General features: G+C 74.8%; 20 protein-coding genes. 11 read left to right on the top strand and 9 right to left on the bottom strand.

Translation table 11 applies throughout. The features are described 5' to 3' along the window. Positions 1 to 46: 46 nt before the first annotated feature. The 3 genes from panB to ACI79P_RS15070 all read right to left on the bottom strand — a co-directional run bounded on the left by panB (position 47) and on the right by ACI79P_RS15070 (position 3,716). Complete coding sequence (panB, locus tag ACI79P_RS15080) at positions 47 to 877, bottom strand: 3-methyl-2-oxobutanoate hydroxymethyltransferase (protein ID WP_456581868.1); 831 nt, start codon at positions 875 to 877, stop codon at positions 47 to 49. Next, on the bottom strand, positions 874 to 2,709 hold the full coding sequence (locus tag ACI79P_RS15075) for an NAD+ synthase (RefSeq protein ID WP_456581867.1): 1,836 nt from the start codon (positions 2,707 to 2,709) through the stop codon (positions 874 to 876). The genes panB and ACI79P_RS15075 overlap by 4 nt, the downstream gene beginning before the upstream one ends. A 143-nt stretch (positions 2,710 to 2,852) precedes the next feature. Further along, a complete protein-coding gene (locus tag ACI79P_RS15070; RefSeq protein WP_456581866.1) occupies positions 2,853 to 3,716 on the bottom strand; it encodes a universal stress protein in 864 nt (287 codons plus the stop codon). 151 nt (positions 3,717 to 3,867) lie between these two features. Here ACI79P_RS15070 and ACI79P_RS15065 point away from each other — a divergent pair, with 151 nt between their 5' ends. From ACI79P_RS15065 to ACI79P_RS15035, 7 genes are all read left to right on the top strand, one after another. Continuing rightward, positions 3,868 to 4,302 (top strand): MarR family winged helix-turn-helix transcriptional regulator, encoded by a 435-nt coding sequence (locus tag ACI79P_RS15065; protein WP_456581865.1) that lies wholly within the window; start codon positions 3,868 to 3,870, stop codon positions 4,300 to 4,302. A 123-nt stretch (positions 4,303 to 4,425) separates the two neighbouring features. After that, positions 4,426 to 5,766 carry a type I glutamate--ammonia ligase gene (glnA, locus tag ACI79P_RS15060; protein ID WP_456581864.1) on the top strand — a complete coding sequence of 447 codons (1,341 nt, stop codon included), beginning with the start codon at positions 4,426 to 4,428 and terminating at the stop codon, positions 5,764 to 5,766. 99 nt (positions 5,767 to 5,865) lie between these two features. Beyond that, positions 5,866 to 6,597, top strand: a complete 732-nt coding sequence (locus ACI79P_RS15055) for a type 1 glutamine amidotransferase (RefSeq protein WP_456581863.1) — start codon at positions 5,866 to 5,868, stop codon at positions 6,595 to 6,597. Continuing rightward, positions 6,594 to 9,707 (top strand): bifunctional [glutamine synthetase] adenylyltransferase/[glutamine synthetase]-adenylyl-L-tyrosine phosphorylase, encoded by a 3,114-nt coding sequence (locus tag ACI79P_RS15050; protein ID WP_456581862.1) that lies wholly within the window; start codon positions 6,594 to 6,596, stop codon positions 9,705 to 9,707. Before ACI79P_RS15055 ends, ACI79P_RS15050 begins: the two co-directional genes overlap by 4 nt. Before the next feature lie 93 nt (positions 9,708 to 9,800). Next, positions 9,801 to 10,889 carry an AMIN-like domain-containing (lipo)protein gene (locus ACI79P_RS15045; RefSeq protein WP_456581861.1) on the top strand — a complete coding sequence of 363 codons (1,089 nt, stop codon included), beginning with the start codon at positions 9,801 to 9,803 and terminating at the stop codon, positions 10,887 to 10,889. A gap of 57 nt (positions 10,890 to 10,946) precedes the next feature. Continuing rightward, complete coding sequence (locus tag ACI79P_RS15040) at positions 10,947 to 11,270, top strand: CDGSH iron-sulfur domain-containing protein (RefSeq protein ID WP_456581860.1); 324 nt, start codon at positions 10,947 to 10,949, stop codon at positions 11,268 to 11,270. A 103-nt stretch (positions 11,271 to 11,373) separates the two neighbouring features. Further along, positions 11,374 to 12,267: a bile acid:sodium symporter family protein gene (locus tag ACI79P_RS15035; protein WP_456581859.1), complete on the top strand. Its 894-nt coding sequence runs from the start codon at positions 11,374 to 11,376 to the stop codon at positions 12,265 to 12,267. A 10-nt stretch (positions 12,268 to 12,277) separates the two neighbouring features. Here the strand turns inward: ACI79P_RS15035 and ACI79P_RS15030 are convergent, their stop codons facing one another. Beyond that, positions 12,278 to 13,291 (bottom strand): iron-containing redox enzyme family protein, encoded by a 1,014-nt coding sequence (locus ACI79P_RS15030; RefSeq protein ID WP_456581858.1) that lies wholly within the window; start codon positions 13,289 to 13,291, stop codon positions 12,278 to 12,280. 75 nt (positions 13,292 to 13,366) lie between these two features. Here ACI79P_RS15030 and ACI79P_RS15025 point away from each other — a divergent pair, with 75 nt between their 5' ends. Continuing rightward, positions 13,367 to 14,209 carry an SDR family NAD(P)-dependent oxidoreductase gene (locus tag ACI79P_RS15025; RefSeq protein WP_456581857.1) on the top strand — a complete coding sequence of 281 codons (843 nt, stop codon included), beginning with the start codon at positions 13,367 to 13,369 and terminating at the stop codon, positions 14,207 to 14,209. Between the two features lie 34 nt (positions 14,210 to 14,243). Beyond that, a complete protein-coding gene (locus ACI79P_RS15020) occupies positions 14,244 to 14,492 on the top strand; it encodes a hypothetical protein (RefSeq protein WP_456581856.1) in 249 nt (82 codons plus the stop codon). Between the two features lie 12 nt (positions 14,493 to 14,504). On the opposite strand, the gene ACI79P_RS15015 is transcribed toward ACI79P_RS15020, so the two are convergent. Then, complete coding sequence (locus tag ACI79P_RS15015; protein ID WP_456581855.1) at positions 14,505 to 16,628, bottom strand: cutinase family protein; 2,124 nt, start codon at positions 16,626 to 16,628, stop codon at positions 14,505 to 14,507. 274 nt (positions 16,629 to 16,902) lie between these two features. Between ACI79P_RS15015 and ACI79P_RS15010 the strand changes: the two genes are divergently transcribed. Further along, positions 16,903 to 17,373, top strand: coding sequence for an anthrone oxygenase family protein (locus ACI79P_RS15010; protein ID WP_456581854.1), 471 nt, complete (start codon positions 16,903 to 16,905; stop codon positions 17,371 to 17,373). Between the two features lie 114 nt (positions 17,374 to 17,487). Here ACI79P_RS15010 and glnA (ACI79P_RS15005) read toward each other — a convergent pair whose 3' ends face one another. After that, a complete protein-coding gene (gene glnA / locus ACI79P_RS15005) occupies positions 17,488 to 18,921 on the bottom strand; it encodes a type I glutamate--ammonia ligase (RefSeq protein WP_456581853.1) in 1,434 nt (477 codons plus the stop codon). Positions 18,922 to 19,107: 186 nt separating this feature from the next. Here glnA (ACI79P_RS15005) and ACI79P_RS15000 point away from each other — a divergent pair, with 186 nt between their 5' ends. Continuing rightward, positions 19,108 to 19,527, top strand: coding sequence for an RDD family protein (locus ACI79P_RS15000; RefSeq protein ID WP_456581852.1), 420 nt, complete (start codon positions 19,108 to 19,110; stop codon positions 19,525 to 19,527). Positions 19,528 to 19,721: 194 nt separating this feature from the next. On the opposite strand, the gene ACI79P_RS14995 is transcribed toward ACI79P_RS15000, so the two are convergent. From ACI79P_RS14995 to ACI79P_RS14985, 3 genes are all read right to left on the bottom strand, one after another. Next, positions 19,722 to 20,570: a DUF4191 domain-containing protein gene (locus ACI79P_RS14995; RefSeq protein ID WP_456581851.1), complete on the bottom strand. Its 849-nt coding sequence runs from the start codon at positions 20,568 to 20,570 to the stop codon at positions 19,722 to 19,724. Positions 20,571 to 20,653: 83 nt separating this feature from the next. Further along, positions 20,654 to 21,640 carry a lipoyl synthase gene (lipA, locus tag ACI79P_RS14990; protein ID WP_456581850.1) on the bottom strand — a complete coding sequence of 329 codons (987 nt, stop codon included), beginning with the start codon at positions 21,638 to 21,640 and terminating at the stop codon, positions 20,654 to 20,656. Between the two features lie 85 nt (positions 21,641 to 21,725). After that, on the bottom strand, positions 21,726 to 22,820 hold the full coding sequence (locus ACI79P_RS14985; RefSeq protein ID WP_456581849.1) for a hypothetical protein: 1,095 nt from the start codon (positions 22,818 to 22,820) through the stop codon (positions 21,726 to 21,728). Positions 22,821 to 22,834 lie beyond the last annotated feature (14 nt).

Raw genomic sequence — 22,834 nt, 5'->3', positions numbered from 1 at the left:
ACACCCCCGGCGCGGAGCCGACAGGGCACCTCGGCCCTGCGGTCGGTCAGTCGAACGAGTGCTCCGGCCCCGGGAAGACCCCTCCGCGGACGTCGTCGGCGTACTCCCTCGCCGCCCGCAGCAGCTCGCCTCGCAGGTCCGCGTACTTCTTCACGAACTTCGGCACCCGGCCGCCGTTGAGCCCCGCCATGTCCGGCCACACCAGCACCTGCGCGTCGCAGTCCACGCCGGCGCCGATGCCGATCGTGGGGATGGAGAGCTCCTTGGTCACCTGCGCGGCGACGGCGGCCGGCACCATCTCCAGGACGACGGCGAAGGCGCCGGCCTCCTGGACGGCGTGCGCGTCGGCGAGCAGCTGCTCGGCCCCGGCGCCCCGGCCCTGCACCCGGAACCCGCCGAGCGCGTGCTCGCTCTGCGGCGTGAAGCCGACGTGCGCCATGACCGGGATGCCGGCGTCGTGGAGCAGCTTGATCTGCGGCCCCACCCGCAGCCCGCCCTCGAGCTTGACCGCCTGGGCGCCGCCCTCCTTCATCATGCGGACGGCGGTCTCGAAGGCCTGCTGCGGCCCCGACTCGTAGGACCCGAAGGGCAGGTCGGCCACGATGAGCGCCCGCTTGGTGGAGCGGGTGACCGCCTTGGTCATCAGCAGGATGTCCTCGACGGTCACCGGCACGGTGCTGGTGTGCCCGAGGACGACGTTGCCGGAGGAGTCGCCGACCAGCATCACCGGGATGCCGGCCTCCTCGAAGATGGCCGCGCTGTAGGTGTCGTAGGCGGTGAGCATCGCCCACTTCTCGCCGCGCTCCTTGGCCTGCTGCAGGTGGTGGATGCGCACCCGCGCCGTCGACTGCCCGCCGTACAGGACCGACTCGCTCATGCCTGTGCTCCTTCTCGCACGGTGGGCACGGTCTCCCGCCACCGGTTGGTGACGGGCAGCCGCCGGTCGCGGCCGAACGCCTTGAGGCTGATCTTGGTGCCGGGCGCCGACTGGCGGCGCTTGAACTCGGCGCTGTCCACCAGTCGGAGGACCCGCGCCACCACCTCCGGGTCGTGGCCGCGCTCGAGCAGCTGGGCCATGCCGAGGTCGCGGTCGACGTAGTCCGCGATCACCGCGTCCAGCTCCTCGTAGGAGGGCAGCGAGTCGCTGTCGACCTGCCCGGGCGCGAGCTCGGCCGACGGGGGCTTGTCGATGGAGTTCCGCGGGATCGGCTCGGTCTCGCCGCGCCCGGCGGCGTGCGCGTTGCGCCAGCGGGCCAGCTCCCACACCAGCGTCTTGGGCACGTCCTTGATGGGGGCGAAGCCGCCGGCGGAGTCGCCGTAGAGCGTGGAGTAGCCGACGGCGACCTCGCTCTTGTTGCCCGTCGTCAGCAGCAGGTGCCCGTGCTGGTTGGACAGCGCCATGAGCAGCGTGCCGCGCACCCGCGCCTGCAGGTTCTCCGCCGCCACGCCGGAGAGCTCCACCGAGGCCTCGAACGCGTCGACCATCGGCGCGATCGGCACGACCGAGTAGTGCAGGCCGGTGCGGCGGGCGAGGTCCTCGGCGTCGGCCAGCGAGTGCTCGCTGGACCACTTCGACGGCAGCCCGACGCCGTGCACCCGGTCGGCGCCGAGGGCGTCGACGGCGAGCGCCGCGCAGATGGCGGAGTCGATGCCGCCGGAGAGGCCCAGGACGACCGAGGGCATGCCGTTCTTGTCGATGAAGTCCCGCAGGCCGAGGACCAGGGCCCGCCAGACCTCCTCGCAGTCGCCGAGCGGCTCGGCCACGGTCGCCGGCCGCGCCTCGTACGCCGGCACCGGGGCCTCCGACAGCACGTGCCGGGTGACGGTCATCGGCCCGATCCGGCCCTCGCGCCGCTGCGGCACCGCGGCGGGGTCCAGCGCGAGGTCGACGGTGAGCAGGTGCTCGACGAACCGCGGCGCGCGGGCCAGCAGCTCGCCGGTGGGGGAGACGGCCATCGAGTCGCCGTCGAACACGAGCTCGTCCTGCCCGCCGACCTGGTTGCAGTACAGGATCGCGGCCCGCGCCTCGGCGGCCCGGCGGCGCACCAGCGGCAGCCGCAGGTCGTCCTTGGCCCGCTCGTAGGGAGAGGCGTTGGGCGAGACCACCAGGTCGATCCCGGCCTGCCCGGCGACCCCGCACGGTCCGCCCTCGACCCAGAGGTCCTCGCAGACGGTCAGCGCGACGTCGACCCCGTGCAGCCGCACCACCGGCAGCTCGGTGCCGGGCACGAAGTACCGCGCCTCGTCGAAGACGCCGTAGTTGGGCAGGTGGCGCTTGTAGTAGCGGACGACGACCTCGCCGCCGTGCAGCAGGGCCGCGGCGTTGCGCGGCGCGCCCCGGCGCGGGTTGGCGTCGCTGGGCCGGTGGTCGTCGGTCGGTGGCTCGTCGACCGGGGCGGGGCCGCTGCCCTCGGTGTGCGCCAGGTACCCGACGACGACGGCGAGGTCCCCGAGCCCGTCGGCCGCCAGCCGGGCGGCGAGGTCGACCAGGGCCTGCTCGCTGGCGCGGGCGAACGACTCCCGCAGCACCAGGTCCTCCGGCGGGTAGCCGGTCAGCGTCATCTCGGGGAAGACGACGAGGTGGGCGCCGGACCCGGCGGCCTCCGCCGCCCAGCGCACCACCAGGTCGCTGTTGCCCGCGAGGTCGCCGACCCGCGTGTCGACCTGGGCCAGGGACACCCGCATCTGCACCGGCTGCTGATCGCTCACGGCCCCATCCTCGCCTCGCACCCACCCGGGGTGCGAGGGGGGGCCGGTGGTCGCGGTCGCCAGAAGGCGACCGCCCCGGTGCGCGGGTCGGCGCCCAGCCGCCCCCGGGAGCAGGGTCGTCGGCCATGGCAGCCGGATGCCGGTCAGCGGCTCGAGGCGCTGCGCAGTCCCCGTCGGCTCGGCTGCGTCCCACGTCCCTCGTGGCCGACGACGACGACCGGGCCGGCGACCCCGGCCAGCACCCGCAGCCCCACCGGCCGGAGGTTCCCGGCCAGCCGGCGTCGGCCCGGGGTCCCCAGGACGACGAGCGCGGCGCCGTCGGACGTCGCGACGAGCGCGGCGGCGGCGTCCTCGCACCGGACGTCCGCGGTCACGGGGACGTCGGGGAACTCCTCCCGCCACGGTGCGATCGTCCGGTCCACCAGCCCGACGGCGCCGGCCTCGGTGACGACGCGGGAGGCGCACACCCCCTCGAGGTCCGCGGGGGCGTCGGCGGTCCACGCGTGCAGGACGACGAGGGGGAGGCCCCGTCGGCGGGCCGCCCGGACGGCGAAGCCGAGGGCGGCGCCGGAGGAGGGCGTGCCGTCGATCCCGACCACCACGCGAGGTGCCGACCGCGGATCGGTGGCGCGAGGTAGGGCGCGGACCACCGTGACCGGGCACGCGGCGGCGGCCGCGAGCCGCAGGGGCGCATGCGCGGGCAGCACCCGGGTCAGCGTCGCGCGAGCAGGGGCGCCGAGCACCAGCAGGGCTGCCGTGCGGCTCTCCCGCAGCAACGCGCGGCGGGCCGGCCCGCTGACCCGGGAGCTCTCGACGGCGAGGCCACCGTCGACCGCGCGGGCCCGGGACGCCGCGGCCTCCAGCGCCTCGGCCGTGCTGCTCACCGGGTGCACCAGCCGCAGCGGCAGGCCGCGGATCGAGGCCTCGGCCGCCGCCCAGTCGACGGCGTCCTCGGAGGTGGCGGTGACCCGGACGACGACCGGCGGGGAGCCCGCGCGGGTGCTCATGGCCGCTCCCGCGCCGGTCCGCCGGGCTGTCCGCGCACGAGGTCCTCCTCGCCGACGCCCGGGCGGAGCCCGCCCGGGACGAGGCCGAACGTATCGCAGCACGATAGAAGTCGCCAGACCTCCGCGCGCGGCGCCGTGATGTGATGGCGCGGTGACGGCGACGGGTGAGAACTGCGACCCGGCGCCCCTGAGCAAGGCCGACTTCGAGGCGCTGGCCCGGTTCCGGTTCGGCATCCGGCGCTACCTGCGGTTCAGCGAGGAGGTCGTGCGCCGGCACGGGCTCACGCCGCAGCAGTACCAGCTGCTCCTGGCGCTCAAGGGGTTCCCCGAGCGGGACTGGGCCACGGTCCGCGAGCTGGCCGACCGGCTGCAGCTGCGCCACCACAGCGTGGTCGAGCTGGTCGACCGCGCCCAGAAGCAGGACCTCGTCGGGCGGACAGCGCACCCGGACGACGCGCGCGCGGTGCGGGTGGTGCTCACCCCGGCGGGCGAGGAGATCCTCGGCCGGCTCGCCTCCCTGCACCGGGCGGAGCTGAGCCGCATGGCGGCGGTGCTGAGCCCCCCGGACTGGCACCCGCCCGGCTGACCGGGCGCCGCCGACCGCGACACGTCGTCGTCCGTGGCGCAGGACGGTGTGCGGATCGCCCGGACGGGGCAGGCTTGCGCCGACGTCACACTCCCGAAACGAGCGGACTGGATCATGGCCGGCATGGACCGACAGCAGGAGTTCGTCCTGCGGACCCTGGAAGAGCGCGACATCCGCTTCGTGCGGCTGTGGTTCACCGACGTCTCCGGCTACCTCAAGGCCGTCGCGGTGGCACCGGCGGAGATCGAGGCGGCGTTCGCCGAAGGCATCGGCTTCGACGGCTCGGCGATCGAGGGCTTCGCCCGGGTCTACGAGTCGGACATGCTGGCCAAGCCCGATCCCGGCACCTTCCAGGTGATGCCGGCGCGCGAGGGCCGGCCCAGCGACACCGCCCGGATGTTCTGCGACATCACCCTGCCCGACGGCTCGCCGTCGTGGGCCGACCCGCGCCACGTGCTGCGCCGGGCGCTCGCCAAGGCCGGGGACATGGGGTTCACCTTCTACACGCACCCGGAGATCGAGTTCTTCCTGCTCCGGGACCTGCCCACCGACGGCACTCCGCCGCAGCCGGCCGACACCGGCGGCTACTTCGACCTCTCCACGCACAACGTGGCGCACGACTTCCGGCGCGAGGCGGTGTTCGCGCTCGAGGCGATGGGGATCTCGGTGGAGTTCAGCCACCACGAGGTCGCGCCGGGCCAGCAGGAGATCGACCTGCGCTACGCCGACGCGCTCTCCATGGCCGACAACATCATGACCCTGCGGCACGTCGTCCGGGAGGTGGCGCTGGCCCAGGGCGTCCACGCGACCTTCATGCCCAAGCCCTTCACCGAGCTGGCGGGCTCGGCGATGCACACCCACCTGTCGCTCTTCGAGGGCGACCGCAACGCCTTCCACGACCCGGCCGACCCCATGCGGCTCTCCACGACCGGCAAGCAGTTCATCGCCGGCCTGCTGACCCACGCCCGCGAGGTCACCGCCATCACCAACCAGACGGTGAACTCCTACCGGCGCCTGCTGGCCGGGACCGAGGCGCCCACCGCGGCGACCTGGGGCCGGGCCAACCGCTCCGCGCTGGTCCGCCTGCCGAGCTACAAGCCGAGCAAGGCCCAGTCGGCCCGGGTCGAGGTCCGCTCACCGGACTCCGCCTGCAACCCCTACCTCACCTTCGCGGTGCTGCTGGCCGCCGGGCTGCGCGGCATCGAGAAGGGCTACGAACTGCCCCCGGAGGCCGAGGACGACGTCTGGTCGCTCACCGACACCGAGCGGCGCGCGGCCGGGTACGAGGACCTGCCGGTGAGCCTCGGCGAGGCGCTGACCGCGATGCAGGGCAGTGAACTGGTCGCCGAGACCCTCGGGGAGCACGTGTTCCAGTTCTTCCTCCGCAACAAGTGGGAGGAGTTCAACTCCTACCGGCAGAACGTCACGCCGTTCGAGCTGCGGCGCTACCTCCCCGGGCTCTAGGAGGGCCTCGTCGCCCCCCGTACCTCGCAGGCTCGGCACGGGACCCTGCGACGAGGCCGTTCCAGGCTTGCCTCCGCACGCGCTCGTTAGGCTGCGACGGTGGCCCACCTGCTCGTCGTCGTCCCCAGCGAGACCGATCCGCCGGCTCGGCTGGGGGAGTGGCTGCGGGACGCCGGGCTGGAGCTCGACGAGCGCCGGCTCGGGCTCGGGCAGCCGCTGCCGCCGACCCTCGACGGCTACGACGGGCTGCTGGTGATGGGCGGGCCGCAGTCGTCGATGGACGACGAGGCGACCAGCCCCGGGCTCGTCGGCGTGCGGGAGCTCCTCCGGCAGGCGCTCGCCGCCGACCTGCCCACGCTCGCCGTCTGCCTGGGCGCCCAGCTGCTGGCCCAGGTCGGCGGCGGCCGCACCCGGGTCGGCGTGGACGGGCCCGAGGTCGGCGCGACGCTGGTCGCCAAGCGGGACGCCGCCGACGCCGACCCCGTGTTCCGCCCGCTGCCGCTCTCGCCGGACGTCATCCAGTGGCACCACGACGAGATCTCCGAGCTGCCTGCGGGGGCGACCCTGCTCGCCGGCAACCCGCACTACCCGCACCAGGCCTACCGGGTCGGCACCGCCGTCTACGGGCTGCAGTTCCACATCGAGACGACGCCGGAGATGGTGAGGGCCTGGGCCGCGAGCGACCCGGTCGGCGTGGCGGCCAGCCCGCTGGACGTCGAGACGCTGTGCGCCCGGGCGGCCGCGGCGCACGACGACGTCGCCGAGGCGTGGCGCCCGTTCGCCGGGCGCTTCGCCGACCTGGTCCGCTCCCGGGCGCAGGTGGGCGCGTGAGCGTGCCGCAGGCGGAGGTCCCGCGGCGCGCGGTGGTCCGCCTCGTCCGGTTCGGCTTCGAGGAGGGCGAACGCGCGGCGCGGCTGCTGTCGGACCCGGCGCTCGGGCTCTGGGATCTCGACCGCAACGAGCCGGCCGACCCGGAGGCGGGGCCGGTCGTCGCGGCGCTGGCCCGCGCGGGCGACCCCGACCTCGCCGTCCGCTCGCTCCACCGGCTGGTCGAGGCGCTGGACGCCGAAGACCACACCGGGGGCGCGGCCGCCACGCTGCTGGCCCGGCTGCGCGGCTCCGGCCACCTGCGCGGCCGCCTGCTCGCCGTCCTGGGCGCGAGCTCCGGGCTGGCCGACCACCTCGCCGCCTACCCGCTGGACTGGGAGGTGCTCGACGACGCCAACGGCCCCAGCCGGCCCACCCCGCACGGGCTGGAGCAGCAGATGCTGGCCGCGGTCGGCGCCGACCCCGACGACCCGCCGTGGGGCGTCCGGCTGGGCTCCGCCGCGCCCGACGCCGGACCCTCGCGGATCGCGGCGCTGCGGCACGCCTACCGCCGGGCGATCCTCTCGCTGGCCGGGCGCGACCTGGCCGACGGCGTGCCGGCCGAGGACGCCGCCGCGGAGCTGGCCGACATCGCCGCCGCCGTGCTCACCGCCGGGCTGGCGCTCGCCGTCGCCGAGCAGCCGCAGGACACGGCCGCCTGCCGGCTGGCGGTCATCGCCCTGGGCAAGACCGGCGGGCGGGAGCTGAACTACGTCAGCGACGTCGACGTGGTGTTCGTGGCGGAGCCGGTCGACCCCGGTGACCCCGAGCCGCCGGCGCTCGCCGGCGCCACGCGGGTCGCGGCCTCCCTCATGCGCATCTGCCGGGAGGCGGCCTGGGAGGTCGACGCGGCGCTGCGCCCCGAGGGCAAGGCGGGCGCGCTGGTGCGCACCGTGGCGGGGCACGCGGCCTACTACGAGCAGTGGGCCGACACCTGGGAGTTCCAGGCGCTGCTGAAGATGCGCCCGGTCGCCGGCGACCCGCACCTGGGGCGCGGCTACGTCGACGCGCTGTGGCCGCTGGTCTGGAAGGCCGGCGACCGGCCCGGGTTCGTCGGCCAGGTGCAGGCGATGCGCCGCCGCGTGGAGGCCAACATCCCGCCCGCCCAGGCCGAGCGGGAGCTGAAACTCGGCCGCGGGGGGCTGCGCGACGTCGAGTTCGCCGTCCAGCTGCTGCAGCTGGTGCACGGCCGCGCCGACGCCACCCTGCGGGTCGGCGGCACGCTGCCGGCGCTCCTGGCGCTGTCGGCCGGCGGCTACGTCGGCCGCGAGGACGCCGCGACGCTGATCGCGTCCTACCGCTTCCTGCGCACCGTCGAGCACCGGCTGCAGCTCCTCCGGTTGCGCCGCACCCACCTGCTGCCCACCGACGAGCAGCAGCTGCGCTGGCTTGCCCGCTCGCTGGGGTACAAGCCCGACCACCGCGGCGACGCCGTCGACGTGCTGCGGGCGGAGCTCGCGCTGCACACCCGCGAGGTGCGCCGGCTGCACGAGAAGCTCTTCTACCGGCCGCTGCTGTCGGCGGTGGCCCGCGTCCCGGGCGAGCACCTGCACCTGGGGTCGAAGGCGGCCGGTGACTGGCTGCGGGCCCTGGGCTTCGCCGACCCGGAAGGGGCGCTCCGCCACCTGGCGGCCCTCACCGGCGGGGTCTCCCGGTCGGCCTCGATGCAGAAGTACCTGCTGCCGGTGCTGCTGCAGACCTTCGCCTCCTGCCCCGACCCGGACGCCGGGCTGCTGGCCTACCGGCAGGTGAGCGAGGCGCTGGGCGGGAACCAGTGGTTCCTCCGCCTGCTGCGCGACGAGGGGCAGGTCGCCGAGAGGCTGGCCCAGCTGCTGGGCTCCAGCCAGTACGTCGCCTCGCTGCTCACCCGCACGCCGGAGGCGCTGCGCCTGCTCGCCGACGACGCGGAGCTGGAGCCGCGGTCGGCGGCCACCCTGGCCAAGGCGTGGCGGCAGGCGGCCGGCCGGGCCCCCGACCCGCAGGCGGGGGTGCGGGTCATCCGTGGGCTGCGCCGCCAGGAGCTGCTGCGCATCGCGGCCGCGAGCCTGCTGGGCCGGCTGGACGTGCACCGGGTGGGCCGGGCGCTCACCGACGTCGCCGCCGCCACGCTGCAGGCCGGGCTCGACGCCGCCCTGCGGGCGCACGCCCAGGAGGCCCGCGTCGACGTCGCCGACCTGCCCATGGACCTCGCCGTCATCGGCATGGGGCGGCTGGGCGGCGGTGAGCTGGGCTTCGGTTCCGACGCGGACGTCCTGTTCGTCCACCGGCCGCGGCCGGGCTCGGACGAGGGGAAGGCCACGGCCGCCGCGAACGCCGTCGCCCACACGCTGCGGCGGCTGCTGTCCGAACCGGCGCCGGACCCGGCCTTCGAGGTCGACGCCGACCTGCGGCCCGAGGGGCGGCAGGGCGCGCTGGTGCGCAGCCTCCCGGCCTTCCGCGAGTACTACGAGCGCTGGGTCTCGGTGTGGGAGGTGCAGGCGCTGCTGCGTGCCGTGCCCGTGGCCGGCGACGAGGCGCTGGGCGCGGAGTTCGTCGCCCTGGTCGACCCGGTGCGGTATCCGTCGGAGGGGCTCACCCCCGAGCAGGTCGCCGAGATCCGCCGGATCAAGGCGCGGGTGGAGCGGGAGCGGCTGCCACGCGGCGCCGACCCCGCCACCCACACCAAGCTCGGCCGCGGCGGGCTGGCCGACGTCGAGTGGACCGTCCAGCTGCTCCAGCTCCAGCACGCCGCCCGGGTGCCGGCGCTCCGGGTGGCCTCCACCGTCGAGGCGCTGGCCGCGCTCGCGGCGGAGGGGCTGCTGCCGGAGGAGCAGGCGGAGGCGCTGACCGCGGCGTGGGAGCTGGCCACCCGGGCGCGCAACGCGATCTTCCTCGTGCGCGGCCGCCCCAGCGACCAGCTACCGCGGCCGGGCCTCGAGCTCGGCGGGGTCGCCCGTGCCTGCGGGTACGGCCCCGACGACGAACCCGGCCGGTTCCTCGACGACTACCGCCGCACCACCCGGCACGCGCGCACGGTCGTCGAGCAGGTCTTCTACGGGCAGCCGGCCCCGGGCGGTGCCGCCGGACCCGCATGACGATCCGGTGGCGTCGCCCGTTCGATGGTTCGCCCCCGAAGGATCTGGCAATGGGGTCAGGGACTCCCTGCCCGACTCCAGTCAGGACCAGCGATGCGCCTCCTCCCTGCCGGGGTCTGCGCGGCCGTGCTCCTCACCGTCGCCTGCGGGACCGACGAGGAGCCGCCGACCGATGCGGCTCCGACCGCGTCGCCCACCACCACCTCGCCCACCACCACCTCGCCCCCGCCCGAGGACACCTCGGCGGAGCAGGAGCCCGTCGGCGAGGGGGACACCGACGCGTCCATCGCCACGGGCGACGGGCCGCCCGTCACCGTGACCGACGTGCGGCTGGGCACCCACGACGGGTTCGACCGCATCGTCTTCGAGCTGGCGGGCGAGGGGGAGGCCGGCTGGCGGGTGGCCTACACCGGTGATCCGCGGTCACAGGGGTCGGGAGCGGAGGTCGAGGTGCCCGGGGACGCCGTCCTCGGCATCACGCTGACCAACATCGCGCTCCCGGGCGACGCGCCCTCGGACGCGGAGCCGTGGGAGGGGCCCGAGCGGCAGTCGGTCCCCGACGCGACGGTGCTCGACACGCTGGTCGCGGACACGGTGTTCGAGGGCCGGTACACGTTCTTCGCCGGCCTGGACGCGCGGCGCCCGTTCGCCGTCGCGCCCCTGAGCTCGCCGCAACGGATCGTCATCGACCTGCTCGACGAGGAGCCCGCGGAGCCGGTCGCCCTCGCCGAGCGCTGCGAGAGCCCGGCCGGCTTCGCGATCTCCTATCCGGAGGAGTGGTCGGTGAACCCGGGGACGCAGGTGCCGGCCTGCTCCCGCTTCGCCCCCGAGTCGTTCACCCTGCCGCCGGCCTCGGACGCCCGGGTGACCCCGGTGAGCCTGCGGGTGGAGGGCATCCCGTTCGACCTGGTGGCCTCCACCGGGGCCGGGGAGGAGCTGAGCCGGGAGGAGGTCACGGTCGACGACCGGCCGGCCGTGCGGATCGAGCAGGTCACGGCGGGCGAGGGGCTCTGGCCCGAAGGGGTCCCGATCACCAGCTACGTCGTCGACCTCGGGAGCCAGGGCGGCGAACCGCGCACCCTCGTCGCCGACACGGTGGGGCTCCCGCGGTTCGACTACCCGCGCAACGTCGAGGTGCTGGACCGCATGGTCGGCTCGCTGACCTTCCCGGACGGCGGCTGACCCCCGATGGGTGACCGCCGGGTCGGGCCCGAGGGGCGGCGGGGCATGCTGGGGTGCGTGTCAGCATCACCGTCGGCCGAGCCCGAGCCGTCCGAGGACCCCACCGCCGCCCCCGGTCCCGGCGAGGAACGCGCGGCGGGCGCCACGATCACGCCCTACCGGGACGGGCCGCTGATCGTGCGCGGCAACTTCCGGCTGCAGGACCAGGACGGCGCCGAGATCGACCCCGGGCGCGAGACCATCGCGCTGTGCCGGTGCGGCAAGTCGGGCATCAAGCCCTTCTGCGACGGCTCGCACAAGCGCTCGGGGTTCTCCGCGCCCAGCGCCCCGAGCCGGCCACGACCCGCCCAGCTCCTCCGCGAGGCGCGTCGGGAGGACTGACCAGCCTCCGGGCGGGTCGGTTGCCTTCCGTGACCCCGATCGCACAGGATGCGCGGGACGTCTCGCCGGCGGGCTCCCCGGCCGGTGCCCGATCGGAGGACCCATGGATTCCGCGCTCACCGCCGTCGCGCTGCCGCTGGCGCTGGCCGTCGTCATGTTCGGCCTGGGGCTCTCGCTCACCACCGACGACTTCGCCCGCATCGCCCGGCAGCCCAAGGCGGTCGTGATCGCTCTGGCGCTCCAGCTGCTCGCGCTGCCGGTGCTCTGCTTCGGGCTGGTGCTGCTGTTCGACCTGCCCCCGCTGCTGGCGGTCGGCATGCTGCTGCTCGCCGCCTCGCCCGGTGGCACCACGGCGAACCTGTTCAGCCACCTCTACCGGGGGGACGTGGCGCTCAACATCAGCCTCACGGCGCTCAACTCGGTGATCGCCGTCGTCACCCTGCCGGTGGTCACCAACCTGGCGATCGCCTGGTTCGACCCGGCCGACGCCGGCAGCCTGGGGCTGCAGTTCGGCAAGACGCTGCAGGTCTTCGCGATCGTGCTCGTCCCCGTCGCCCTCGGCATGCTGGTGCGCCGGTCGGCCCCGGGCTTCGCCGACCGCTCCGACAAGCCGGTGCGCATCCTCTCGGCGGTGGTCCTGGCGCTGGTCATCGTCGGCACCATGCTGGCCGAGCGGGAGAACATCGGGGGCTACCTGCGCGACGTCGGCCTGCCGGCGCTGGTCTTCTGCCTCTGCAGCCTGGCCATCGGGTTCACGGTGCCGCGGCTGCTCGGCGTGCGGCGGAGGCAGGCGATCGCCAGCTCCTTCGAGATCGGGATCCACAACAGCACCCTGGCCATCGCGGTCGCCATCAGCGTGCTGGACAGCGTGGAGCTGGCCGTGCCCGCCGCGGTCTACGGGGTGCTGATGTTCCCCGTCGCCGCGGCCTTCGGGTGGCTGATCACCCGCAACCGCACCGCCACCGCCGAGCGCGACGAGGCCGTGCCGGCCGGCTGACGGCGCGCCCTCAGGCCGCGAGGGCCGGGCGCCGGTGCAGCCCGGAGCGGCCGGCCTCCCAGGCGCCCAGCAGGTGGGTCGCCGCCAGGCCGTCCATGGCCAGCGAGCTGGCCGCCCCGAAGAGCACGTCGGGCGCCAGCTCCGGCTCGGTGGCCACCAGCGAGCCGCACATGTCCACCGACGCGATCTGCTCGTGCACCGCGTCGGCCTCCACGTGCTCGTCGTAGAAGACGGTGGTCCGCCCGTCGAAGCCCAGCCGGCGCAGCCCGGCCGAGTACCGGCGGCTCGGCTCGGAGGAGGTCATCTCCACCGTGGCGAGGTGCCCCAGCGCCGCGCCCCGCCAGCGGCGGTGCAGCCCGAACAGCGACATCGTGTTGACCGAGGCGAACGCCACCGCCGGGGCGTCGTCCCAGAGCGCCCCGTAGCCGGCGTCGAGGTCCAGGTCGCGCATGAGGCCGGCGAACAGCTCGCTGTGCATGCGCTCGGCCGACCCGCCGCCGTACTCGTCGGCCTGGATCTCGACCATGGCGGCCTTCGTGCGCCCGGAGAGCCGGGGGACGGCGAAGGTGTGCGGGTCGGCCTCCTTGAGGTGGTAGACCGATCGGAGGACGAGGTACTCCCGCCACTGCTCCAGCGTGCCGTGCTTGGCCATGTAGGCCGAGAGGGAGGGGCTGTCGTCCGCCGCGATGAGGGCGGTCAGCTGCCGGTCGATCGGGTCCCCGGTGTCGGGGACGTCGCCGACGAGCTCCTGCAGAGCGGCGAGGTGGCGCCGCTCCAGCCCGGCCCGCAGCCGGAGCAGCTCCGGGTCCCACTCCCAGTCCTCGGAGACCTCGTCGAAGCCGCGGTAGTGCAGCTCGTAGCAGACGGCGAGCGCGAGCTGCAGGTCGTCGTCGACGAGCGCGCCGGCGGGATCGACGGCGAGGCGCTCGGCGCACTCCCGCGTCGCCGCCGACAGGGCGGGGCGGGTGGCCAGGTCGCGGGCGAGGGCGTCGGTGAGCGGGCCACGGGGTTCGGGCAGGCGCATGATCAGCAGCATGCCCAGCGGCCCGGCAAACGATGCACCGGTGGGTGTGATGTCGCCCGGGGGTAGGAGGCGCCCATGACATCGCTGTCCGACCGCGTCGTCCTCGTCACCGGCGGGAGCGCCGGCATCGGCCGCTCCACCGTCGCCCGGCTCGCCGCGGACGGCGCCCGCGTGGTCACCTGCGCCCGCGACGGCGAACGGCTGCGAGAGGCGGTGGCGGGCCTGCCCGGGGTCACCACCGCGGAGGCCGACGTCGCCGATGCCGCCGACCGCGCCGCCCTGGTGGACCGGGTGCTGGCCGAGCACGGCCGCCTCGACGCCGTCGTGAACAACGCGGGGCTCGGCTGGGCGGGCCTGGTGGAGGACACGCCGGGGGAGGTGGTGGAGGGCATCGTCGCCACCAACCTGACCGCTGTCGTCGACCTGACCCGGCTGGCGCTGCCGCACCTCCTGCGGTCGGCCGCCGAGCGGGGACGGGCCGACGTCGTCACGGTGTCCTCGGTGGCCGCCTGGTCGCAGGTGCCGCCGCTGACCGTCTACTCGGCGACCAAGGCCGGGGTGCACGGGTTCGTGACGGGGCTGCGGCGCGAGGTGACCACCCGGGGGATCCGCGTGCACACGGTGAACCCCTTCTTCGTCCAGACCGAGTGGCTGGCACGCGGCCACGGCCACGCCCCTGGGTCGGACGCCGACGCGCGCGGACGGCTCTCCCGCGGCATCTCGCCGGACCGGGTCGCCGACCGGGTGGCCGAGTGCCTGGTCTCGGACCGGGGGCGGACGATCGCCGTCCCCCGCTGGTCGGGGCTGGCCCGGCTGGGCGAGATGGCCCCGGTCAACCGCGTGCTGGACCGGGTGCTGTCGGCGAACGCCGGCCGGATCCGCGCCGCGGCGGAGCGGGCGGTGCGCCGGAGGATCTGAGCGCGCCCGGCGGCGGGGTCGGCGTGATCCGGCCGTGCCGTTCGAGTCCGACGACGTCGTCGTCCGCCGCCTGGACGACGTCCGCTGGTCGGTGGTCGAGCCGCTGGTGTACCGGGGCGACCGCGACCGGTTCGTCGTGCCGGCCGGCTTCCCCCCGGGCACCCGGTCCGGGGAGGGGGTGGTGGCGCAGCGCGCCCGGGGTGCTGGCCATCTCGCTGGTCGCGGCGCCGGTGGTCGTGCCACCGGCCGCCTGCCGGAGGACGCCGGCTCCATGCGGACCTGAGGCCGGCGCGCCTCAGCCGGCGGCCAGGAAGCGGTCGAGCGCCTCGGCGAGCTGCGTGTGGCCGGTCGCGGTCGGGTGGACCCCGTCGCCGGACATCCCGAAGTCCGGGATCGTGGAGAGGTCGGCGAAGGCGTAGCCCTGCTCGGCCGCGACGCCGGCCATGGCGTCGAGGTAGGCCTGCCACGCGGCGGCGGTGACGTCGGTGCGCCGCGGGTAGCCGACGACCACGACCGACGGGTCGGGGCCGACGTCGGGGCCGAGGAGGTGCGCGACGGTCGCGGTGAGGTACTCCCGGAACTGGGCGGCCGTGAACCCGGCGACCACGTCGTTGTAGCCGAGCGCAACCACGACCAGGTGCGGCGCGGCGGCCGCGACGGCCTGACCGTGCTGCGGCGCCGTGGGGCGGTTGGCGTAGTCCTCGGCCTGCCAGCCGGAGTGGCCCGCCTCCCAGAGGCGGACGCCGGCCGCCTCGTCGCCGTCGTACACGCTGATGCCCTCCACCAGGACGGTGCGGCCGCTGGTGTTGGTCAGGGTGACCGTGTGCGTGCCGCGGGGGAGCGGCGGGGAGGTCCAGCTGCCCCCGTCGGCCGGGGTCCAGCCCCCGCCGTTGGTCGCCACCGGGATGCCGGGGCCGCCGTCGACGGAGACGGTGATCGTGCCGGTGTTGAGGCTCGCGGCGTAGTGCAGCTCGAACGACGTACCGGTGAAGGTGGTGGTCATCGAGTTGCCGGCGCCGGAGGGCATGTGGTTGGCGCGCATGCCGAAGCCGTACTGGGAGCCCAGCGTGGCGCTGCCGGAGAAGGTGAAGCGGTCGGCCATGCCGCCGGCGGCGTAGTAGGCGGGCACGTAGCCCTCGCCGCCGGGCACGCCGGCCGGCTGGTGGCGGTCGCGGAGCAGGCGCAGCAGCCCGTCGACCCACCGGTTGCCCATGCCGACGTCGCGCCCCTCGGTGACCGAGTCGCCGACGACGACGACGTCCAGCGTGCCGCGTCCGGCGGCGCTGTCGGCGCGGGCGGCGCGGAAGGCGGCCAGGGCGTCCGAGCCGGTCGGCGGGGGCGTCGTGGTCGTGGGCGCCGTGGTGGTGGTCGGGGCCGTGGTCGTCGGGGCCGTGGTCGTCGGTGTCGTCGTCGTGGTGGGGGCCGTGGTGGTGGGGGCCGTGGTGGTGGGTGTCGTGGTGGTCGTGGTGGTGGGGGCCGTGGTGGTGGTCGGGGCCGTGGTGGTCGGCGCGGGCGACGACGTCGTCGGCGTGGGGGTGGGCGGGGGGACGATCGCGGTTGCGATGTCCCGCGCCGCCTGCAGGAGCAGCGGGCGGTAGCCGGTGCCGGTGTGGATCTTCGACGCCTCCTTCAGCGCCGACAGGGACGGGCTGACGCCCCGGTGGAGGAGGCGGGCTGCGTCGAAATCGCAGGCGATGTCGCGGGCGAGGCAGAGGTCGAACACCGGGGGCGTCGCCGCGACGTCCCGCCCGACCGGCTCGAGCGCGGTGCGCACCCCGTGGGCGGTCGCCGGCGCCGTGCCGCGTCGTGTGGCGGCCGTCTGGCCCACCCGGTCCCCGTCGGCGACCAGCACGGCCGCGGAGACCCGGGAGAGCACGTCGCCCCGGCCGGTGTCCGCGAGCCGGGTCAGCGTCCCGTGCACCGCCATGGCGCCCTGGGAGTAGCCGGCGAGGACGAAGGCGGCGTCGGCGCAGCGGGCGTGCAGGGCGGACATCTGCTCGACGGCGGAGGTCACGCCCTGGTCGACGCTGCGGGTGTAGGTGCCGAGGTTGCCGGTCCGGTAGCGCTGCATCGCCGCGTCCCGCCGGGCCGGGTCCGCGAGGGCGGTCAGCTCGGTCCGCGACGGGGTGAGCACGCCGACGGAGGTGGGGGAGTGGGCGACGGCCAGGCTCTGCACCACCAGTGCGCCGCCGTACCGTGCGGTCAGCTCCCGCTCGAGGGAGTCGGCGAAGTAGTCGACGTTCGCGCCCATGCCGCGGTTGGTGGTGGTGATCGGGTCGGTCGAGCCGCGCGCGCCGACGACCACCACGTCCGGGCAGTCGTCGGCGGCCGACCCGGCGGTCAGCGTCACGACGGCCGAGGAGGTGAGCAGGGCGACGACCCCCACGGCCGTCAGCGCGCTCCGGCGTGCAAGACCCACGACTCGATCCCCCCGTGACCGGGATGCGCATCGCGCAGCGGGTGATGGCCGCCGGGTGAGCATCCGCCTGAGGGTGCGGACGCTACGCCGCGGCGCGCTTCGCGGCTACGGCCCCGGGCGCGTCCCTCCTGGCCGGCGACCACCACCGGCAGCCGCGGTCGGTTCCTGCCCCCTGACCGGGTTGCGCCCCTGCCCGCTGGGCTCGTCACCATGGAAGGCGGCCGGTGGTGTCGCAGCCCACCGGCACCGTGACGACCCGGATCGGAGGTGCTCCATGAGGAAGCTGCGTGTCGCACTGCTCGCCGGCCTGACCGCCACGGCCGTGGAGGCCGGGCTCAGCTACGGTCACGCCCTGCAGGAGCCGGGGAAGCGGGAGCTGCCCGCTGAGCGGCTGATGCACTTCCACACCCGCGTCCTCGGGCCCTACCGGGTGGGCGCCGGGGTGCCGGAGGTCTCGGCGATGGCAGCGCTGGCCCTCGCGTCCTGGTTCGCGCGCCGGGAGCCCGGGCGACGGCTGCCCGGCGCCCTGGCGCTCGCCGCGGACGTGGCCGCCTTCGGTGTGTGGGCCCGCGGGATCCAGCCGGTGAACCGTCGGCTGAGCACCTGGGACGGCTCGGTCGCCGAACAGCGGGTGCCCGACGACTGGGTGGCCCTGCGCGACAGGTGGCATGCGCTCCACAAGCTGCGCCTCGCGCTGCTGTCCACCGGGACGGCAGCTGCTGCCGCGGCCCTGGCCGCGGAGTGATCGGCTCGCCGGCCCGTACGTGGAGGCCGGCGCCGGACGCAGCGCGGCCCCCGCCGGGAGATCCTGGCGGGGGCCGCGCGACGTGCAGGTCAGGGGCGGTGTAGCCCCCGTGACTCAGATGTCGTAGTACATCGCGAACTCGTGCGGGTGCGGGCGCAGGCGGATCGGGTCGATCTCGAACTCCCGCTTGTACTCGATCCACGTCTCGATCAGGTCGGGGGTGAACACCCCGCCGTCGATCAGGTACTCGTGGTCGGTCTCGAGGTTGTCCAGCGCGGCGTCCAGCGACGCGGGCACCTTCTCGATGCCCAGGGCCTCCTCGGGCGGCAGCTCGTAGAGGTCCTTGTCGATCGGCGCCGGCGGCTCGATCTTGTTCTTGATGCCGTCCAGGCCGGCCATCATCATCGCCGAGAAGGCGAGGTAGGGGTTGGCCGACGGGTCCGGCACGCGGAACTCGATGCGCTTGGCCTTCGGGCTGTCGCCGGAGATCGGGATGCGGAGGCAGGCCGAGCGGTTGCGGGCCGAGTAGACGAGGTTGATCGGGGCCTCGTAGCCCGGCACCAGGCGGTGGTAGCTGTTCACCGTCGGGTTGGTGAAGGCCAGCAGCGACGGGGCGTGGGACAGGAGACCGCCGATGTAGTGGCGGGCCATGTCGGAGAGCCCCGCGTAGCCGGTCTCGGCGTGGAAGAGCGGCTGCCCGTCCTTCCAGAGGCTCTGGTGGCAGTGCATGCCCGAGCCGTTGTCACCGAAGAGCGGCTTGGGCATGAAGGTGGCGGTCTTGCCGGCGGCCCAGGCGGTGTTCTTGATGATGTACTTGAACAGCATCAGGCTGTCGGCCGAGCGCAGCAGTGTGTCGAACTTGTAGTTGATCTCGGCCTGGCCGCCGGTGCCCACCTCGTGGTGTCCCCGCTCCAGCTCCAGCCCGGCGCTGATGAGGTTCTTCATCATGTCGGCGCGCAGGTCGCTCTGCTGGTCGTAGGGCTCGACCGGGAAGTAGCCGCCCTTGGGGCGGGCCTTGTAGCCGCGGTTGGGGCCGCCGTCGAGCTCCGTGCCGGCCCCCGAGCGCCAGGAGCCCTCCTCCGAGTCGATGTGGTAGTAGCCCTCGTTGATGGAGGTGTCGTACCGCACCGAGTCGAAGACGTAGAACTCCGCCTCGGGGCCGAAGTACGCGGTGTCGGCGATGCCGCTCGCGGCCAGGTAGACCTCGGCCTTCTTCGCCACGTTCCGCGGGTCGCGGCTGTAGGCCTCGCGCGTGATCGGGTCGTGGATGAAGAAGTTGACGTTCAGCGTCTTGTGCTTGCGGAACGGGTCGACGAACGCGCTGTTGGCGTCGGGCAGCAGCAGCATGTCCGACTCGTTGATCGCCTGGAACCCGCGGATCGAGGAGCCGTCGAAGCCCAGGCCCTCGCTGAACGTGTCCTCACCGAACGTCGATGCGGGGATGGTGAAGTGCTGCATGACGCCGGGCAGGTCGCAGAAGCGGACGTCGACGAACTCGACGTCGTTGTCGCGGATGTAGGCGGCGACCTCGTCGGGACTGGTGAACATCGATCCTCCGGGTGTGGGCTGACTGCCGAACGGCACGCTACGAGCGGGGAGTTGCCCCGCCGTGTCCCGAGTGTTTCGGGGCGGTAACAACGCTCTGGGCGTGTCGCGGGTGCGGCCACCCTCCAGCGGCCCGCGCCGAGCGGAGCGAGGCGTGGGGGAGGGCGGTCCCTTACTACGCTGGCGGTCATGGTCAGTGATGCCGGTCAACCCTCTCAGGCTCCCGCCCCGGGCGCGTCCCTGGGGTTGCCGGCGACCGGGCCGGGGTCGCTGGCCCCGTTCACCCGGCGCGTGGGCGGCTACCTGGTCGACGCCCTCGCCTCGGCGCTGATCGCCTGGGCGTTCACCGCGCCCGCCGCCCCGGGCAACTGGAGCCTGCTGGTGTTCGGCGTCCTCACCGTCGTCACGCTGGTCCTCTTCGGCCAGACCCCGGGCCACCGGGTGCTCGGCATGCGGCTGGCCCACCCGATCCCCGGGGCGCGCCTCGCGCCGTGGCGCGCCGTCGTCCGCACCGCCCTGCTCATGCTGCTGGTGCCGGCCCTCGTGGTGGACGGCAACGGCCGCGGGCTGCACGACCGGCTCACCGGCACCGCCGTCGTCCTCGACTAGGTTCCCTCCCCGCCCGATGATCAGCTCCCCTGATCATCGGGCGTCCTCCCCGAGCGCCCACGGTGAGGGAGGACGCCGCACGATCAGGGACGTTGATCATGGCCAGCGGGGCAGGGCTGCGCGGCGGGCTCGTCGGGGTGCCAGACGGCGAAGGGCCCCGTCCGGCTCGGACGGGGCCCTCCTGGGCGGGCTGGTCAGCCGCGGCGGCGGACCTGGCGCTGGCTGACCGACATCTGCCGACCGCCCGGGAGCGGGCCACCGGGGACGGGCATGCGCGGGCCGCCCAGCGCGCTCATCCGCCGGCCGAGGGCGTTGACCTCGGCGGCGCTGAGGTTGCGCGGCAGCTTCATCACGTGGGTGCTGAGCTTCTTCAGGGGCACCTGCCCCTCGTCCTCGCCGATCATCACGTCGTAGATCGGGGTGTCGCCGACGACGCGGGCGATCTTCTTCTTCTCCTGGGCGATCAGCCCGCGCACCCGCCCGGGCGCCCCCTCGCCGACGAGCACGATGCCCGGCCGGCCGAGCACCCGGTGGACGGCGTCGAGCTGCGGCGTGCCGGCCACGCCGGAGGACACCCGCCAGTCGCCGCGCATGCCCTCCAGCACCCAGGCGGCCGCACCCGGCTGCCCCTCGACCTGGGTGTAGGCCGAGCGCTGAGCGCGGCGCCCGAAGACGATCAGCGCCGCGAGGCCACCGAGGAGGAGCGCGAGCGGGAGGAACAGGAACGGAGCGCTCAGCAGGATGCCGATCAGCTCGACCACGGCCGCCACGGAGACGAACCAGATCAGCATGATCCAGGGCAGCTTCGGGTCGTTGCGCCGGGTCAGCGTGTAGGCCTGCTTGATCATGCCGACCTGGCTGCGCATCTTCTTGAAGCGCCCGACCTTGGGCTGGCCGTTCTTGTCGAGCTTCGGGGCCTTGCCGCGCTTGCCGGCCTTGCCGGCGCTCGCGGCGGTGGCGCCAGAGGCCCGGCCACCGTCCTTCGGGGTGCGCCCGGCGTCGCCGCCGGGAGCGGTGGGGTCAGAGGACTTGCTGCGCGCCATGGCCCCAGGATAGTGAAAGGACCAGCCGCCCCCCGCCACGCGCATGCTCGTGGCGGGCCGCTGCGGCGGAGCGGGGCCCGAGGTCAGGCCTGCGGAGCGAGCTTCCGGGCCTCGACCGCCTGCTGGTAGAGCCGGCCGGCGCGGTACGAGCTGCGCACCAGCGGGCCGGCGAGCACACCCGGGAAGCCGATCTCCTCGGCGTCCTCCTGGAACTGCACGAACTCGTCGGGCTTGACCCAGCGGACGACGGGGTGGTGCCGCGGCGAGGGGCGCAGGTACTGGGTGATCGTGAGCAGGTCGCACCCCGCCTCGTGCAGGGCGCGCATCGTCTCGACGACCTCCTCGGGCTCCTCACCCATGCCGAGGATCAGGTTGGACTTGGTGACCAGCCCGGCCTCGCGCGCGGCGGTGATGACCGCCAGCGAGCGCTCGAACCGGAAGCCGGGGCGGATGCGCTTGAAGATCCGCGGAACGGTCTCGACGTTGTGGGCGAGCACCTCGGGCCGGGAGGAGAAGACCTCGGCGAGCTGGTCGGGGTCGGCGTTGAAGTCGGGGATGAGCAGTTCGACGCCGCAGCCGGGGAGCTGGGCGTGGATCTGGCGCACCGTCTCGGCGTACAGCCATGCGCCGCCGTCGGGCAGGTCGTCGCGGGCCACGCCGGTGACGGTGGCGTACTTCAGCCCCATGGTGGCGACGCTCTCGGCCACCCGGCGGGGCTCGTCGGCGTCGAAGTCGGCGGGCTTGCCGGTGTCGATCTGGCAGAAGTCGCAGCGCCGGGTGCACTGGTCGCCACCGATGAGGAACGTCGCCTCCCGGTCCTCCCAGCACTCGTAGATGTTGGGGCAGCCGGCCTCCTCGCACACCGTGTGCAGGCCTTCACGGCGGACCAGCGACTTGAGCTCGGTGTACTCGGGCCCGGTCTTCAACCGGGTCTTGATCCACTCGGGCTTGCGCTCGATGGGCACCTGGCTGTTGCGGACCTCGAGGCGCAGCATCTTCCGGCCGGCGGGCTCGACCCGGGAATCCTGGACGGGGGTCTGCTCAGGGTTCCTCGCCGGTGCCTCGCTCATGATCCCCACCGTACTCGCGGAGACACACCGCAGCCCCCGTCGCACGAGGCGGCGGGGGCTGCGGTGGGGGAGCGGTGTCGAGCCGTCAGACCTGGCGGTCGTCCGGACCGGCGGTCGGGCCCTCGGTGGCGCCGCCACCGGAGGTGAAGGGCTCCGGCGTGTTCTTGATGTCCTCGCTCGCGCTGTCGGCGCCGTCACCGTCGACGAATTGCGCGTCGCGGACACCCATGTCCGACTCCGGCGGTGCGGAGTCGCCGGTGGTGTCGGCGGTGGACACGGTCTTCCCGGAGGTGCTGTCGGAACTGGGCACGGGGTCCTCTCGGTAGCTGGGCACCGGGCCGTCACCGGCCGGAGCGGGCGTCCACGACTCCTGCTTGCTGCGCCGGAGGAGGACGAAGGCCGCAGTACCCGCGGCCAGCAGCGCCAACACCCAGGGCCACCGGCGGGGCTCGGACTCCACGCCCGTGCGCCGCTTGACGGTGGCCGCGGTGGCCAGGGCCGCCTTCTCGAAATCGCGCCGCTTCCTGCCGGCGTTCTTCCGCGCCTTCTTCGCCGCCTTCCGCGCCTTGCGGGTGGACTCGGCGGCCGAGGCGGCCAGCTCGGCGCGGCGTGCCTCGAGCTCGCTGCGGGCGCTGTCCACGCCCGCGAGCAGCGTGCCGCGGGCGCTCTCCAGCGCCGGCGACACCGCCTCGCGGGCCGCGAGGACGCGCGGGGTGGCGTAGCCGAGCGCCGCCGCCTGGGCGGCGGTCAGCCGCGGGCCGACGTCCTCCCTGAGCGCCTTCTGCGCCGCCTCGACCCGTGGGCCGAGGTCGGTCGCGGCCCGGTTGGCCGCCAGCTGGGCCGCGGCGAGGGAGGCGGCGACCCTGGGCGCCGCCGCCTCGCGGGCCGCGTCCACGCGGGGCCCGAAGGCGTCCCACGCCGCGTCCACGCGGGGCCCGAGGGCGTCCCGCGCCGCATCCACCCGCGGACCGAGCGTGTCGCGCGCGGAGGCGACGGCCGGGGCGGCGACGGCGGTCGCCGCGGCCACCTTCGGCGCCACGGCCCGCTGGGCGGCCTCCACGCGTGGAGCGAGTTGTTCGGCGGCGGCGCGACCTGCTTCGGTCACCGCCGTCCCCAGGTGGGCCAGGCCTTCCTGCACTTCGGCGCTGATGATCTCGCCGCGCGTCTTCTTCCGGAACACGTGCTGCACCTCCG

It is taken from the genome of Blastococcus sp. SYSU DS0510 (assembly GCF_054050835.1).
The sequence above is the reverse complement of the archived record's forward strand: the minus strand, read 5'-3'. Positions and strand labels throughout refer to the sequence as shown.

Excerpts from the sequence above, each read along its gene's own strand:
- panB (WP_456581868.1), bottom strand. The coding sequence starts at position 877 with ATGAGCGAGTCGGTCCTGTACGGCGGGCAGTCGACGGCGCGGGTGCGC.
- ACI79P_RS15070 (WP_456581866.1), bottom strand. The coding sequence starts at position 3,716 with ATGAGCACCCGCGCGGGCTCCCCGCCGGTCGTCGTCCGGGTCACCGCC.
- glnA (WP_456581864.1), top strand. The coding sequence starts at position 4,426 with ATGGACCGACAGCAGGAGTTCGTCCTGCGGACCCTGGAAGAGCGCGAC.
- ACI79P_RS15045 (WP_456581861.1), top strand. The coding sequence starts at position 9,801 with ATGCGCCTCCTCCCTGCCGGGGTCTGCGCGGCCGTGCTCCTCACCGTC.
- ACI79P_RS15035 (WP_456581859.1), top strand. The coding sequence starts at position 11,374 with ATGGATTCCGCGCTCACCGCCGTCGCGCTGCCGCTGGCGCTGGCCGTC.
- ACI79P_RS15030 (WP_456581858.1), bottom strand. The coding sequence starts at position 13,291 with ATGCGCCTGCCCGAACCCCGTGGCCCGCTCACCGACGCCCTCGCCCGC.
- ACI79P_RS15025 (WP_456581857.1), top strand. The coding sequence starts at position 13,367 with ATGACATCGCTGTCCGACCGCGTCGTCCTCGTCACCGGCGGGAGCGCC.
- ACI79P_RS15010 (WP_456581854.1), top strand. The coding sequence starts at position 16,903 with ATGAGGAAGCTGCGTGTCGCACTGCTCGCCGGCCTGACCGCCACGGCC.
- glnA (WP_456581853.1), bottom strand. The coding sequence starts at position 18,921 with ATGTTCACCAGTCCCGACGAGGTCGCCGCCTACATCCGCGACAACGAC.
- ACI79P_RS15000 (WP_456581852.1), top strand. The coding sequence starts at position 19,108 with ATGGTCAGTGATGCCGGTCAACCCTCTCAGGCTCCCGCCCCGGGCGCG.
- ACI79P_RS14995 (WP_456581851.1), bottom strand. The coding sequence starts at position 20,570 with ATGGCGCGCAGCAAGTCCTCTGACCCCACCGCTCCCGGCGGCGACGCC.
- lipA (WP_456581850.1), bottom strand. The coding sequence starts at position 21,640 with ATGAGCGAGGCACCGGCGAGGAACCCTGAGCAGACCCCCGTCCAGGAT.